Source organism: Gillisella terrae, assembly GCF_004801395.1.
Classification (GTDB): domain Bacteria; phylum Pseudomonadota; class Alphaproteobacteria; order Rhizobiales; family Rhizobiaceae; genus Allorhizobium; species Allorhizobium terrae.
The window spans coordinates 59,250-74,059 of record NZ_SSOA01000001.1 but is presented as its reverse complement, the minus strand read 5'-3'; the positions used below and the strand labels follow the sequence as shown (position 1 = coordinate 74,059).

15 protein-coding genes are annotated in these 14,810 nt (G+C 55.7%); 7 read left to right on the top strand and 8 right to left on the bottom strand.

The annotated features are described in order from the left end of the window. Positions 1-162: 162 nt before the first annotated feature. From E6C51_RS00375 to E6C51_RS00350, 6 genes are all read left to right on the top strand, one after another. A complete protein-coding gene (locus tag E6C51_RS00375; protein ID WP_190234655.1) occupies positions 163-1,167 on the top strand; it encodes an ABC transporter substrate-binding protein in 1,005 nt (334 codons plus the stop codon). A 232-nt stretch (positions 1,168-1,399) separates the two neighbouring features. Beyond that, positions 1,400-2,215: an ABC transporter ATP-binding protein gene (locus tag E6C51_RS00370; RefSeq protein ID WP_407920757.1), complete on the top strand. Its 816-nt coding sequence runs from the start codon at positions 1,400-1,402 to the stop codon at positions 2,213-2,215. Beyond that, complete coding sequence (locus E6C51_RS00365; RefSeq protein ID WP_190234653.1) at positions 2,215-3,018, top strand: ABC transporter permease; 804 nt, start codon at positions 2,215-2,217, stop codon at positions 3,016-3,018. The genes E6C51_RS00370 and E6C51_RS00365 overlap by 1 nt, the downstream gene beginning before the upstream one ends. After that, entirely contained in the window at positions 3,018-4,328 is a 1,311-nt protein-coding gene (locus E6C51_RS00360) for a cytosine deaminase (RefSeq protein ID WP_190234652.1), read from the top strand. The genes E6C51_RS00365 and E6C51_RS00360 overlap by 1 nt, the downstream gene beginning before the upstream one ends. A 3-nt stretch (positions 4,329-4,331) precedes the next feature. Next, positions 4,332-5,738 (top strand): FAD-binding oxidoreductase, encoded by a 1,407-nt coding sequence (locus E6C51_RS00355; protein ID WP_190234651.1) that lies wholly within the window; start codon positions 4,332-4,334, stop codon positions 5,736-5,738. Positions 5,739-5,918: 180 nt separating this feature from the next. Further along, positions 5,919-6,500 carry an NAD(P)H-dependent oxidoreductase gene (locus E6C51_RS00350; protein WP_190234650.1) on the top strand — a complete coding sequence of 194 codons (582 nt, stop codon included), beginning with the start codon at positions 5,919-5,921 and terminating at the stop codon, positions 6,498-6,500. A gap of 9 nt (positions 6,501-6,509) precedes the next feature. Here the strand turns inward: E6C51_RS00350 and E6C51_RS00345 are convergent, their stop codons facing one another. The 4 genes from E6C51_RS00345 to ung all read right to left on the bottom strand — a co-directional run bounded on the left by E6C51_RS00345 (position 6,510) and on the right by ung (position 9,819). Next, the gene (locus tag E6C51_RS00345; protein WP_146932910.1) at positions 6,510-7,001 is read right to left on the bottom strand and encodes a histidine kinase; all 492 of its coding nucleotides are present in this window, start codon (positions 6,999-7,001) and stop codon (positions 6,510-6,512) included. Between the two features lie 233 nt (positions 7,002-7,234). Beyond that, the gene (locus E6C51_RS00340; protein ID WP_190234649.1) at positions 7,235-7,624 is read right to left on the bottom strand and encodes a RidA family protein; all 390 of its coding nucleotides are present in this window, start codon (positions 7,622-7,624) and stop codon (positions 7,235-7,237) included. A 5-nt stretch (positions 7,625-7,629) separates the two neighbouring features. Then, positions 7,630-9,057, bottom strand: coding sequence for an aldehyde dehydrogenase family protein (locus E6C51_RS00335; RefSeq protein WP_190234648.1), 1,428 nt, complete (start codon positions 9,055-9,057; stop codon positions 7,630-7,632). A gap of 60 nt (positions 9,058-9,117) precedes the next feature. Then, entirely contained in the window at positions 9,118-9,819 is a 702-nt protein-coding gene (gene ung, locus E6C51_RS00330; RefSeq protein WP_190234647.1) for a uracil-DNA glycosylase, read from the bottom strand. A gap of 135 nt (positions 9,820-9,954) precedes the next feature. On the opposite strand from ung, the gene E6C51_RS00325 reads away from it, so the two are divergent. Next, positions 9,955-10,908 (top strand): sugar-binding transcriptional regulator, encoded by a 954-nt coding sequence (locus tag E6C51_RS00325; protein WP_146933816.1) that lies wholly within the window; start codon positions 9,955-9,957, stop codon positions 10,906-10,908. A 64-nt stretch (positions 10,909-10,972) separates the two neighbouring features. On the opposite strand, the gene E6C51_RS00320 is transcribed toward E6C51_RS00325, so the two are convergent. From E6C51_RS00320 to E6C51_RS00305, 4 genes are all read right to left on the bottom strand, one after another. After that, positions 10,973-11,950, bottom strand: coding sequence for a Tim44 domain-containing protein (locus tag E6C51_RS00320; protein WP_190234646.1), 978 nt, complete (start codon positions 11,948-11,950; stop codon positions 10,973-10,975). A gap of 105 nt (positions 11,951-12,055) precedes the next feature. Then, complete coding sequence (locus tag E6C51_RS00315; protein ID WP_146932900.1) at positions 12,056-12,175, bottom strand: DUF2474 domain-containing protein; 120 nt, start codon at positions 12,173-12,175, stop codon at positions 12,056-12,058. Then, the gene (gene cydB / locus E6C51_RS00310) at positions 12,175-13,179 is read right to left on the bottom strand and encodes a cytochrome d ubiquinol oxidase subunit II (RefSeq protein ID WP_146932898.1); all 1,005 of its coding nucleotides are present in this window, start codon (positions 13,177-13,179) and stop codon (positions 12,175-12,177) included. The genes E6C51_RS00315 and cydB overlap by 1 nt, the downstream gene beginning before the upstream one ends. Beyond that, positions 13,169-14,584, bottom strand: a complete 1,416-nt coding sequence (locus tag E6C51_RS00305; RefSeq protein ID WP_190234645.1) for a cytochrome ubiquinol oxidase subunit I — start codon at positions 14,582-14,584, stop codon at positions 13,169-13,171. Before E6C51_RS00305 ends, cydB begins: the two co-directional genes overlap by 11 nt. Positions 14,585-14,810 lie beyond the last annotated feature (226 nt).

Here is a 14,810-nt window from a genome sequence, read left to right as displayed (position 1 = left end):
TTTAATCAGGCTGAACAGCAATAGATCAAAAGATGCAAGCGCTGCTTTAAAGGCATCAATGCGAACGAAATTTGATGCTTTTCAAAGCGCAAAGCAAGCGCTCAAATGTGAAAAATGCGTCAACGAGCGTGGCCCCCAAGGGGCGTGAGGGGAAAGATCAGCATGACGAACAGATTTGCACATTATCTTGCCGCAGCCGCTCTGGCGCTGGGCGCAGCCTGCCCGGCCCTCGCTTTGGATAAGGTCAGCTACGGCACCAATTGGTTGGCGCAGGCCGAGCATGGTGGATTTTATCAGGCCGTGGCCGATGGCACCTATAAAAAATATGGGCTCGATGTGAAAATCGTGCAGGGCGGCCCCAATGCCGCCAATCAGGCTTTGTTGATTGCTGGCAAGGTGGATTTTTACATGGGCAGCCCGCAGGCGGAAATGGATGCCGTCAAGCAGGGCATTCCGCTGGTGGATGTCGCTGCTATTTTCCAAAAAGACCCGCAGGTGTTGATGGCCCATCCCGATCAGGGCGTGGAGAAGTTTGCCGATCTCGCCAAGCTCGACACCATCTATATGGGCAAGGATGGCTACCTGACCTATTTCGAGTGGATGAAGAAGAATTACCCCGGCTTTAAAGACGAGCAATATAAGCCCTACACCTTCAATCCCGCTCCGTTCATCGCCAATAAAAAATCGGCCCAGCAGGGCTATATCACCTCTGAGCCTTTTGAAGTCGAAAAGCAGGGTGGTTTCAAGCCCAAGCTGTTTTTGCTGGCTGACAATGGCTACAGCCCCTATTCCACCATGATCACCACCACTCAGGCAATGATTGATGCAAAGCCGGATGTGGTGCAACGCTTTGTCGATGCCTCTGCGGAGGGCTGGTATAACTATCTCTACGGTGACAACAAAGCCGCCAATGATTTGATCAAAAAAGACAATCCGGAAATGACCGATGCACAAATCGCCTTCTCGATTGAGAAGATGAAAGAATATGGCATCGTCGATTCCGGCCCGACCCTTGAAAAGGGCATCGGCTGCATGACCGATGACCATTACAAAAAATTCTTCGATGAAATGGTCTCGATTGGCGTGGTGGATGCCAAGCTGGATTATCAAAAGGCCTTCACCACCAAATTTGTGTGCAAGGGCGTTGGGTTGAAGCTCAAGAAGTGAGGTTAACACCCCTCCCCAACCCTCCCCACAAGGGGGAGGGAGCAGGTTGAGTGGGGTCGCCACCGGCCTGGCACAAGATGCCTTTTGGTGGAATGCTAAGGTTAACGCGGAATACCAACAGACTCCCTCCCCCTTGTGGGGAGGGTTGGGGAGGGGTTTTCAATCCCTATACCGTTTTCAGACAACGTTCGCATAAGCAGCAAAGACCATCAACAACAGGCATTGCATGATCGTGACTGACACACCATTGCCCATTTCGAGCGAGAGTAAAAAGCGTCCGCTTGTCACGCTATCCGGCGTGTCCAAAACATTCTCCTCCGGCACCGTGGCGCTGTCCAACATGTCGCTCACCGTCGAGCCGGGCGAATTTGTCAGCCTGCTTGGCCCCTCCGGCTGTGGCAAATCCACGGCGCTGCGCATCATTGCCGGCCTTGGCGATACCACCAGCGGCACCATTGACTGGCCCAGCTCACGCATCAATGCCAAGGGCCTGCCCGATGGTGACATCAGCTTTGTCTTTCAGGAACCCACCCTGCTGCCCTGGCAGACGGTGCTTGGCAATGTCTATCTGCCATTGCGGCTGCGCGGCGTGTCAAAATCAGAGGCAAAGCCGCAGATCATGGAAGCGCTGGAGACGGTGGGCCTCAAGGATTTTGCCGGTGCCTATCCGCGCGAACTGTCTGGCGGCATGAAAATGCGGGTGTCCATTGCGAGAGCTTTGGTCACCCGACCAAAACTGCTGCTGATGGATGAACCCTTTGCAGCACTCGATGAAATCACCCGGCAAAAGCTGAATGATGACGTGCTGGCGCTATGGCAGGATAAAGGCATCACCGTAATTTTTGTCACCCACTCGGTGTTTGAGGCCGCCTATCTCTCCAACCGCATTGTGGTGATGCAGGCGCGGCCCGGACGGGTGGCAGCGGATTTTCCGCTTGAAACCAGCCTCAATCGGGATGCCCATTATCGCACCTCGGAGGAATATCGTCAGGCCTGCGAAAAAACATCCAACGCGCTCCTTAGCGCCATGGGCGGGGAGGATCATTGATGGCCAACCGCAATCGTGCATTCGAAACGGCCCTGCAAATCATCGTTCCCATCGCGGTCGTGGTGGTGCTGGTTCTGGTCTGGCACATCGGCGTCGTGGTTTCAGGCGTGCCCCAATATATTTTGCCAAGTCCGCTGGCTGTGGCCAATGCGCTGTACAATGATTGGCCAACCCTTGGCCCCGCCCTGTGGGTCACCACCAAGATCACCCTGATCTCATTGGCTTTGGCACTGATTGGCGGGGTTGGCATGGCCATTTTTCTGGTGCAGGGAAAGTGGATCGAGCTGGCCTTCTATCCGATTGCGGTGATTTTGCAGGTCACACCAATTGTCGCCATCTCACCGCTGATCCTGATTTATGCGCCGACCACGCAGGTTGCTTTGCTGATCTGCGCCTTTCTGGTGGCGTTTTTCCCCATCCTGTCGAATATGGTGCAGGGCTTGAAAAGCGTCGATCATAACCTGCTCAACCTGTTTGATCTTTACGGCGCATCGCGCTGGCAAACGCTGATCTATCTAAAATTGCCCGCATCCCTGCCCTACTTCATGACCGGCCTTCGTATCGGTGGTGGCTTGGCCTTGATTGCCGCAGTGGTGGCCGAGTTTGCGGCGGGCTCTGCCGGCGCTGGCTCCGGCCTCGCTTTTCGCCTGCTGGAAGCACAATACCGGCTGAATATTCCGAGGCTGTTCGCCGCCCTTATTCTCCTGTCATGCCTCGGCGTTATGATTTTTGCCATGACATCCTTCATCTCCTGGCTGGCGCTGCATCGCTGGCACGAGAGCAGCATCAAGCGAGAAAATTGATGACCAGAGCTTTTGTAAGCCTACCGGATACGGATCGTTTCGCGCTGAAAAATGCAACGATGCCCGCCGTTGCCGTGGATGGTTTCTCAGCCCCCAACCGTGAAGGGCTGGTGGCCGCCGACCTGATCATTGCAGACGGCAACATCGAGGCCATTCTGCCACCCGGCACTGCCCCTGACATGGCCTTTGCCGATATGGATCAGGGCATGATCTTTCCCACCTTTGTCGATATGCACACCCATCTCGACAAAGGCCATATCTGGCCGCGCAAACCCAATGTTACCGGCGATTTCATGGGTGCGCTGAGCGCTGTCAAAGAAGACCGCGAGGCCAATTGGTCAGCAGATGACGTTTGGGCGCGAATGGAGTTTTCGCTCCAATGCGCCTATGCCCATGGCACCAGCCTGATCCGCACCCATCTGGATAGTTTGGCACCCCAGCACCGCATTTCCTATGAGGTTTTCTCGCAGGTGCGCGCCGCCTGGAAAGGCAAAATTGATCTGCAAGCGGCAGCGCTTTTTCCGTTTGAAGAGATCACCAATACAGCCTTCTTCACCGATCTGATTGATGTGGTCAAATCCCACAACGGTATTCTCGGCGGTGTGACGCAAATGGTGCCCGATCTGGATGCACGGCTGGATCTGCTGTTTCAGGCAGCAAGCAAGCATGGCCTCGATATAGACCTGCATGTCGATGAAACCCAGGATGCATCGGTGCTGGCGCTGAAAGCGGTGGCCGAGGCCAAGCTGCGCAATGGCTTTGAAGGCTCGGTTGTGGTCGGCCATTGCTGCTCGCTGACCCAGCAGAACGACGATGTGGCCAAAGCCACCATCGATCTGGTGGCCAAAGCGGGACTGGCCGTGGTTTCCCTGCCAATGTGCAATATGTATTTGCAGGATCGATATGCGGGCCGCACCCCGCGTCAGCGCGGCGTAACACTGTTTCATGAACTCACCGCCGCTGGCGTGCAAACGGCTGTCGCCTCCGACAACACCCGCGATCCTTTCTACGCCTATGGCGACCTCGACCCCGTGGAAGTGCTGCGCGAGGCGGTTCGGATCATCCATCTCGACCACCCGCTCGACACCACCGCCCGCGTTGTCACCCGCACCCCTGCCGACATTTTGGGCCGCGCGGACCATGGCCGCATCAAAGCGGGCGGCAAAGCCGATCTGGTGTTGTTCTCTGCCCGCCGCTGGAGCGAGTTTCTCTCGCGCCCGCAAAGCAACCGCATCGTGATGAGAGCTGGCAAGGCCATTGATGCCCACCTGCCCGATTATCGTGCCCTAGATGAACTTATGGAAGGCTGAACCATGCCGGATTATGCAAAGATCAAACAGGAGCTGGACGGCATTGCCGTGGAAGACCATCCGGCGCTGGTGAAGCAAAAAAGCCGCGATTTCTATTGGTATTCGCCGATTTTGAAAGACGAACTGGATCACGTCACTGCCGATCTGATTGTCTCGCCGACATCGGAAGAAGAGGTGATCCGCACATTAAAGGTGGCCTACGCCCACGGTGTGCCGGTCACACCGCGCGGTGCAGGCACCGGCAATTATGGTCAGGCCATGCCGCTGTCGGGTGGCATTGTGCTCAACCTGATCAACATGAACAAGGTCAAAGAGATACACCCCGGTCGAGTGATTTGTGAGCCCGGTATCGTCATTGCGGAGCTGGACAAGCAGACCAAGGCCCATTCCGGGCAAGAGCTGCGCTTTCACCCCTCAACCGCCCAAACCGCCACCATTGGCGGCTTTATCGCCGGTGGCTCAGGCGGTGTTGGCTCGATCACCTGGGGAGGCCTGCGCGATCTGGGCAATATTTTGCGGCTGCGCGTGGTGACCATGGAGGCCGAGCCGCGCGTGCTGGAACTTTCGGCTTGGGATTTGCAAAAGGTCAGCCATGCCTATGGCACCAATGGCATTATCACCGAAGTGGAAATGCCGCTGGCTCCGGCTTACGACTGGGTGGATGTGATTATCGGTTATGATGATTACATGGACGCTGTGCGCTTTGCCGACAGCCTTTGCCATCGCAACGGCATTCTGCTGAAAGAAGTGGCCCCGATTGCAGCACCTATTCCTTTTAGCTATTTCACCCGCCACAAGCCCTGGCTGAAAGATGGTCAATCGGTTGTGGTGCTGATGGTTGCTCCCCATTCGCTGCTGCCGACGCTGGCCTATGCAGAAAAAATGAAGGGCGATGTGCGTTTTCGCTCCGACACTGTGGAAAGCATGAAGGGCATTCCCCACGCCTATGAGCTGGCATGGAACCACACAACCTTGCGCGCACTGAAGGTTGACCCCTCAATTACCTATTTGCAGGTGCAATATCCGGGGCCGGATCATGTCGCCAAAGTGGCAAAGATGACCGAAATTTTTGGCGACGAAGTGGTCGGCCATCTGGAATTCCTGCGTTTTGATGGACGAATCCAATGCTCTGGCCTGCCACTGGTGCGCTACACCAGCAAAGAGCGGCTGGAAGAGATCATCCGCATCCATGAGGAAAACGGCTGCCCGATCTTCAACCCGCATCGCTACACGCTGGAAGAAGGCGGCATGAAGCAGACGGATGAAATCCAGCTGGCTTTCAAGAAGGAAACCGACCCCAAGGGCCTGCTCAACCCCGGCAAGATGATTGCCTGGGAGAACCCCGATTTTGACTTCAAGGCGGGCAAGAACTACCTTTTCCCCGGCCTGCAAGCTTTCGCGGAGGGCTGATTTTACCGCCAGACGACATTCATTCCGAAGGTACTCCTGACAGGGTTTTCTTGTTCATGTTACAAACATGGTGTGTTGTGATCCGACTGAGGCGGCGGATCATGACCCATTAGGACAAACGGCGCGGACGTTTTCACTTTGAGCCTGCGACACGTGCAGGCAAAGAATTGGAGCATTGCCATGCGCGTTCTCGTTCTTCACTCTCATCCTGTTGCAGAGAGCTATGGAAGGGCACTCTATCACCTCACGGTTGAAAGCCTGACCAAAGCGGGCCATGAGGTGGATGGCTGTAATCTCTACGACGAGGGGTTTGACCCCATACTTTCCGCCCATGACCGGCAGATCTATCATGATTATCCTGAAAACACCCGGGCGGTCTCATCCTATGTTGAGCGGCTCAACGCGGCTGAAGGCTTGGTGATTGTCACCCCGGTGTGGAATTTCGGCTTTCCGGCAATGTTGAAAGGCTATTTTGATCGGGTCTGGCTGCCCGGTGTCAGCTTTGCGCTTGAAGACGGCAAGCTAACACCAACGCTTCGGCATATTCGCAAGTTGGCAGCGGTGCTCACCTATGGTGCCACGCCCATGCGGGCTTTTCTGGCCGGCAACCCGCCCAAAAAGACCATCAAACGGGTGATCCGCGCTCAGATAAAAATCGGCGCACCGGTGAAATTCATGGCCCATTACGACATGAACAATTGCACGGAAGAAACCCGCGCCGCCTTTATGAACAAGGTGCGGCGCGAGATGGAGCGGTTTTGACAAGAAAGCTTATTTGGAAGGTTTCAAGGAGCCGATAATTTCCTGAAGCTCGCCAAAATGCTTTTCCTGTTTGCCCTTTGATCCCCAATAGGTGATCACCAGCAGCTTGCCGGGCTTTGGCGAAACAACCGACAGGCTGACATTGACCGGGCCTTCTTCATCGGTGCCGGTCCAGTCAAAATTCGTCATGTCCATGCCGTTGATGACTTCATCCGACTGTTTCTGCGTCGAGCCGTCGATTTTAACGCCGTTCTTTTTCAAAAACGCAATCGCGTCATCAATCACCTTGTCACTGGTTTTTGCATTGGCAACATCAACGGCAAGATAGATTGCCGCATCAGCCGAGGTGGCATCAATGCCGCTTTCGGTTTCTTTTGGCTCCCAATCGGCAGGAATGGTGATCTGCGCAATCGGTTCTTCGCTGGGAAACAGCAAAGTATCGGCGAAAGACACAGATGGCAAAAAGGCCGCCAGAATGGCGGCAGCAAGAACGATTCTCATGAGATTTCCCCTCAGGCCCAAATGATTTACTGCATAATTCCTTAAATCGGAATCGATTTAAGGAGAAAATTATGCAGCAGATTAAAAGTGTTACAGCGTCCTTTGTGCGCCACATATGGCGCACGGCGCCGTAAAGAGGGGAAAATAGAGATAATTGCAGATTTGTCGCGGGGAGATTTTCTCTCTCTATCTACTATTTTCGGGAGTAGAACACCATTTTCAAGAACGACAGGTCAAACACATTTCGCCGCTGTGACCTCCACCTCAACCAGAAATTCCGGGCGGGTAAAACCACCGACAACAATGAGTGTGGAAACCGGCTTTGGCTCCAGCGTAAAGCGGTCGCGCACGGCCATATAGGGTGCGAAATCCTCCCGTCTGGTGACAAAGCCCGCGATGCGGATTACGTCGGCAAAGCTCATGCCCGCTTCTTCCAGAATGGCACCGATGGCTTGAAAGCAAAGGGCTGCCTGCCCTTCAACATCGGGCGGAATCACATCATCCGCGCCGATTCCGAGCTGGCCGGAGGTCACCAGCAGGCTGGCCCCCGGTGGCACAAGCAGGCCGTGGTTATATTGACCAAAGGGCTTTCGCACCGACGGCGGATTGAAGACCTGCTTCATGCGTTTCAGTCTCCCCAGCCAACAATGCCCTTGATTTCAAGAAAATCATGAATGGCCCAATCGGCATATTCGCGGCCATTACCGGATTGCTTGTAACCACCAAAGGGCGCAAATGTATCCCACTCGGGATAGTTCAGAAACACCGAACCGGCCCGCATTTTCTTGGCCACATCACGGGCATGGTCAATATTGACTGACTGCACATAAGCCGCCAGACCATAGACTGTATCATTGGCAATCTCGACCGCTTCATCCTCGTCCTTGTAGGGCAAAATCGACAGCACAGGACCAAAGATTTCTTCACGGGCAATGGTCATGTCATTGCGCACATTGCCAAAAATGGTGGGGCGCACATAATAGCCACGGTTCAGATGTTCGGGACGGCCGAGACCGCCGGTCACCAAGGTTGCACCCTCCTTGATCCCGGCCTCAATCAGGCGCTGGATCTTGTCAAACTGCACCTGACTGACCACCGGACCCAGCACGGTATCCTCTGCACGGGGATCACCGACCACAAATGTCTCGGCTTCCGATTTGGCGTAAGTCAACGCTTCGTCATGGCGATCGGCAGGCACCAACATGCGGGTTGGCGCATCGCAAGACTGGCCGGAATTGCCAAAGCAGCCCTGCACCCCCTTGCGGATGGCCTCCTCGAAATCCGCATCGGGCAGGATAATGTTGGCCGATTTTCCGCCCAATTCCTGCGCCACACGCTTGACGGTATCGGCCGCCGTCTTGGCGACGATAATGCCTGCGCGGGTGGAGCCGGTAAACGACACCATATCGACATCGGGATGGCCCGCCATGACCTGCCCCACATCCGGGCCATTGCCGTTGACCATGTTGTAGACGCCCTTGGGCACGCCCGCGGCTTCCATGACTTCAGAGAAGATAATGCCGCTGATTGGGGCAATTTCCGAGGGTTTGAGCACCACGGTGCAGCCCGCAGCAATGGCAGGGGCCACCTTGCAGACAATCTGGTTCAGCGGCCAATTCCAGGGCGTGATCAGCGCGCAAACACCAATCGGCTCTTTGACCACCGTGGTCGCACCACGCTTTTCAGAAAATTTGAACCCTTCCAGACCGGCAATGGTGGCTTCCATATGGGCGCGGCCCGCCCAGGCCTGCGCCTCCAGCGCAAAAGACATGGGCGCGCCCATTTCAAAGCTCACGGCCTTGGCAATATCGTCAAAACGCTTGTTATATTCCTCCAACATGCGCTTCAGCAGTGCCAGGCGCTCTTCCACCGACCATTGCGAAAAGGTCGAAAAAGCCCGTTTGGCAGCAGCAACCGCCTTATCCACATCGGCCTTGGAGCCGAGAGAGATGCGGGTGTAAGCCTCTTCGGTGGAAGGGTCGATGACCTCCAGCGTGGCAGGAACTGCCGGATCAACCCATTCGCCGTCAATGAAGAATTTCAAGTGATTGCTCATAGTCCCTCCGAAGGTTTGTTTCAGAGGAGACTATCGGCAAAGGCCGGGACACTGCAAGCGCTAACCTGCATCCGGCGTGATCGGCAATTGCCAATCAATTGGCTCCAGCCCATGGCTTTGCAAATAAGCATTGGTCTTGGAAAATGGCTTGGAGCCAAAGAAGCCATTGTGAGCGGAAAGCGGCGACGGATGCACCGATTTTAACACAAGATGGCGGCTTTGATCGACAAAAGCCGCCTTTTTCTGCGCATAAGCACCCCAGAGGATAAACACCACATGCTCGCGCTCTTCAGCCACAGCGTGAATAATGCGGTCGGTAAAGCGCTCCCAGCCTTTTCCCTGATGCGCCCCGGCGCGGCCTTCTTCCACGGTCAGCACGCTGTTGAGCAGCAACACGCCCTGACGCGCCCAATGCTCCAGAAAACCGTGGTTGGCGCGCGGGATGCCGAGATCGCTTTCCATTTCCTTGTAGATATTGACCAATGATGGCGGAATACGCACGCCGGGCTGGACAGAAAAGCACAGACCATGGGCCTGCCCTGCCCCGTGGTAAGGGTCTTGCCCCAAAATCACCACCCGCACCTGATCGATAGGGGTCAGATCCAGCGCCCGGAAATACTGAGAACCCTTGGGGAAGATATGCTTTCCAGCCTGTTTTTGGTCCAGCAGAAATGCTTTCAGGCTTTGCATATAGGGTTGGTCAAACTCACCACCCACCACCGCTTTCCAGCTTTCGTCGAGCTGAGGTGTCGATTGTGCCATGTTCATCTCCCACTGCATATGTGTTGCGTCATGCATAGCGGGCGAAGGTGGCAAAACTCAAGAGCCTGACAAACCTATGACCCAATTGACAGAGAGGAAACTTCGGGTCTACCTCATGACCGGGAGAAGATGATGATGGCACGAAAAGCAAGCTCAAACGCAAGACTGGATGATGCCGCCCGGGCGGGCTGGCTCTATTACGTGGCTGGCCGCACACAGGATGAAATCGCGGCTGCCATGAACATCTCCCGGCAGAGTGCTCAAAGGCTTGTGTCGCTGGCGATTGCCGAAAAGCTGGTCAAAGTGCGGCTCGATCACCCGATTGCCGTCTGTCTGGAACTGGCCGACGCCGTGCAGAAAAAATTCGGCCTCAAGCAGGTTGAGGTGGTGCCCACCGACCCCGGCTCGGACACCACCACCACCGGCATTGCCGAGGCTGGAGCCGCCGAGCTGGAACGCTGGCTGAAACAGCCCGATCCATTGATCATTGCCATGGGAACGGGGCGCACCCTGCGCGCCATGATTGATCAATTGTCTGCCATGGAATGCCCACAGCATAAAATCGTGTCGCTGACCGGCAATATCAGCCCCGATGGTTCGGCCGCCTATTTCAATGTTATCTTTTCCATGGCCGATGCGGTGAAGGCACCGCATTTTCCCATGCCCTTGCCGGTCATTGTTTCATCAAAAGAAGAGCGCGATCTTTTGCGCCGCCAACCACTGGTGGCCCCAACCATTGCATTGGGGCAGCAATCCAACGTGACTTTCGTTGGTATTGGTGAAATGACGCTGAACGCACCGCTGCTTCAAGACGGTTTTTTGAAACAGACAGAAATGCAGGCGCTGCTTGATCGTGGTGCCACTGGCGAAATCTGCGGCTGGATTTTTGATGAAAAGGGCCAATTGCTGGATGACCCGGTTAATCAGCGCGTCGCCAGTATGGACATTCCCTCCCGCCAAACCTCCACCGTGATTGGCATGGCGCGCGGCAAACGCAAACATGCCGCCATTCGCGCCGCTGTGATTGGCGGCCATATCAACGCGCTGATCACCGATGAAGATGCGGCGAAATTTCTGTTGAGCCTTTAAAAACGAAAAAACCTCCGGCCAAAGACCGGAGGTTTTCATCTTTATCGGCAATAACTTACGCAGATCAAGCCGACTGAATGGCCGAAATGCTCCAGCCGGTTGCGGGTCTGCGAATGAAGGTCCAGACTTCAACCGATTCACCCGCGTGGTCCGGATCACCATCAACCACCTTGCCGGTGGTGCGGTCGCGCATCACATCGATGGCTTCATAGCGCATGGCAACGGTCGCATAATCCACATTGCCTTCACGCCATGCCTCCGACAGATCACCCTGCAAGAGTTTTACATCGCGAACGTCGTTCTTGACGCCCTTGGTGGCATTTTCGCCCAGCTCTTCCGCCAGATAGGACATGGCTTCCGGTGTGGTAATGCGGCGAAGGGCCGAATAGTCCTCAGCGGAATAGGCCTGCTGCATCTCTTTGAGCAGTTCCTCAAAGGTTTCCAGATCTTTCTGGGTGATGCCAACCTCGTCGCTTCCAGAGACGGCTGCTGGCTGTGCAGAACCGCCAATCTTGGGGATTGCGAAACCGCCAAAGCCCTGGCTGGCATTTGTCTGCGGCCCATCACCGGAATGGGCGGTGCGATTGTCAGACCCGGAATAGGCCTGCGCTGTGCGATTGCGGCCAAAGAAACGCATGGCCAACATGATCGCGCCGCCAATAAGCAGGATCTGGAACAGCATGCCGAACATGCCAGCCATGCCGCCAAAACCGCCACCAAGCAACATGCCAAACAGACCACCCATCAACAGGCCGCCCATGAGACCACCGGCCATGCCGCCAAACAGGCCGCGCTTGGGTGCCGCCTGCGCAGCCTGACCCATGGCACCGGGTTGGGCTGTATTGGGTGTCATGCTGCGCTGAATGGGAGCCGCCGTTGTGGGGGCGGTGTTGGTGGTTGCAGGCGCGCTATAGGTTTTGCTGCCCCGACTGCCAAAGCTGCTGAAGCCTCCGGCTTTGCGTGCCTCGGCGAAATCGGCCGATGTCACTGTCACCGCCAAGCCGATCATCACAATGCCCAACGCTTTTAAAGCTCTCTGCATACCACCCTCTGTGTTCATCCCGGCCCGAAATTGGCCTCCGTTTCCCATATGGCTATGCTCATGGCGAATTTTTAGAGCATCCATCAAATTATTTTGATGTGCCGTTCAATGTGTCATCAAAACCAGCCGGATTGATGCTGCAATGGCACCAACAATGCCCACACCCACCAACCAGAAAATCGCAAACCAAACCAGTTTTTGCGCCAAACTCCGCTGCTCTGTCATCAATGATAGCCCTCTTCCGGATTAATCTTGCCTCTGAATACCCAGTAGGCATAGCCCGTGTACAACAAAATGATCGGCACAAGAACAACTGCGCCCACAAGTAGAAATTTCAGGCTGCTATCCGGCGCTGCCGCATCCCAGATCGTCAAGGCTGTTGGCACCATATAGGGATAGAAGCTGATACCAATGCCAGCAAAACCCAGCGTAAAGAGGGCAAGCGAGGCCACAAAGGGCAACCAGTCCTGATTATCGCGCAGGCCCTTGAAGATCAGATAGAGGCAAACCAGCACCAGAACCGGCACGATCACGCTGAAAATCAAGGTGGGAAAGCCGAACCAGCGACCCAGATAATGCGGCTTCAACCAGGGCGTCCACAGGCTGAAAACCCCCATGGCCATCACGGTTAAAACGGCTGCCGACATGGCAAATTGCTGGGCGCGAAGGCGCAAAGGCCCCACCGTTTTAAACACCAGCCATGTGGCCCCCAAAAGCCCATAGCCAATCACCAGCGCCACGCCCGTGCCGATGGAAAAGGGCGTCAACCAATCCCACCAGCCGCCGGCATAGGCCCGATTGACCACCGGAATGCCCTGCACCAAAGCGCCAAGCGCAATGCCCTGCATCAGCGCCGCCAGCACCGAGCCACCGGCAAAGGCCACATCCCACACACCCCGCCAGCGCTGCGTACGCCAGCGATATTCAAAGGCAACGCCGCGGAAAATCAGCCCGATCAGCATCAGGGTGATGGGCATATACAGCGCCGGGAGAATAGTGGCATAGGCCAGCGGAAACACCGCCAGCAACCCGCCGCCGCCAAGCACCAGCCATGTCTCGTTGCCATCCCACACGGGAGCAACCGAGTTCATCATCTGGTCGCGGTCATGCTTATCCTTGAAAGCAGGAAACAGAATACCAACGCCGAGATCAAAGCCGTCCATAATCACATAGGCTAAAATCGCAAAGGCAATGATGGCAGCCCAGATGAATGCATAATCAATGACCATGATGACCTCCATCAACACTATGGGTTGCGGTACCCGGCACAATCCCCGCAGTGCGGATCGGCGCGTCGCCAATTTCCGGTGTTGGGTCGCGCGGCAGGCGGGCCATCAGCCTCAGCAGATAAAAGGTGCCGGAGCCAAACACGAAGAAATAGACGATGATGAACAGGATCAGCGAGGTTGCCACCGCAGGCGCTTCAATGGCCGAATGCGACTGCGCTGTGAGCAGATGACCATAGACCGTATAGGGCTGACGGCCGACCTCTGTGGTCACCCAACCGGCCAGCACCGCCACAAAGCCTGCAGGCCCCATGGCAACAGCACACCGATGCAGCCAGACATTGGTGGTCAGCGTGCCCCTATAGCGGGTCCACAGGCTAAACAGCCCCAGCCCCAGCATGGCAAACCCAAGGGCGACCATGATGCGGAACGACCAGAACACCACAGCCACCGGCGGCTGCAACTCACGCGGCACCGTATCCAGCCCGGCCAGCGGGGCATTCAAATCATGTTTCAAGATCAGGCTGGAGAGCTTGGGAATCTGCACCGCATAGTCAACCCGCTGGTTTTGCTGATCAGGAATACCAAACAGGATCAGCGGCGCGCCGTCGGGGTGGCTGTCAAAATGGCCTTCCATGGCCATGATTTTCACCGGCTGGTGTTCCAGCGTGTTGAGCCCGTGGGCATCGCCTGCAAAAATCTGGATGGGAGCCACAACAGCCACCATGCCCATCGCCATGGAGAACATTTTGCCCGCCCGGCGCGGAGCCGTCTTGCGCAGCAGATGCCATGCACCCACGCCGCCCACCACCAGAGCGGTGGTGAGGTAAGCGGCCAGCACCATATGCACCAGACGATAGGGGAAAGAGGGATTGAACACCACCGCCCACCAATCCAGCGGAATGAACTGGCCCTTGTCATTCATACCGAAGCCCGCAGGCGTCTGCATCCATGAGTTCACAGCCAAAATCCATGTGGCGGAAATCAGCGTGCCGACAGCGACCATGAAGGTGGCAAAGAAATGCAGCAATGGGCCAACACGCTTGCGACCAAACAGCATGACGCCCAAAAAGCCCGCTTCAAGGAAAAAGGCCGTCATGACTTCATAGCCCATCAGTGGGCCGATCACCGGTCCGGCTTTATCGGAAAAGACGCTCCAGTTGGTGCCAAACTGATAGGCCATGACAATGCCCGACACCACGCCCATGCCGAACGCCACAGCAAAGATTGTCTTCCAGAAGTTGAACAGCTCGTAATAGACTTCTTTCTTCGTCCACAGGTACAGACCGTTCAGTACGGCCAGATAGCTGGCCAAACCAATGGAAAATGCTGGGAAAATGATGTGAAATGAAACGGTGAAGGCAAATTGCGCCCTCGCCAGTAACACAGCATCAAAATTGTCAAACATGGCAGCGTCTCCTCCGCCCAAAGGGAGCATTACACGTCCTGTCCTGTAGCAAAATCGCGCCGCAGAAAAGACATATTAGCATAACCTAGCGCGCGACCGCCAAGAAACAATGCGACATGCCGCCATGCGTCAATTTGACAGTTATCAAACTGTGAAGGAGGCAAAAAATCACGCTCTCAACATGTCGTCACCCTCGGGCCTGTCTCAAGGGTCTGCCGCCGGAGCC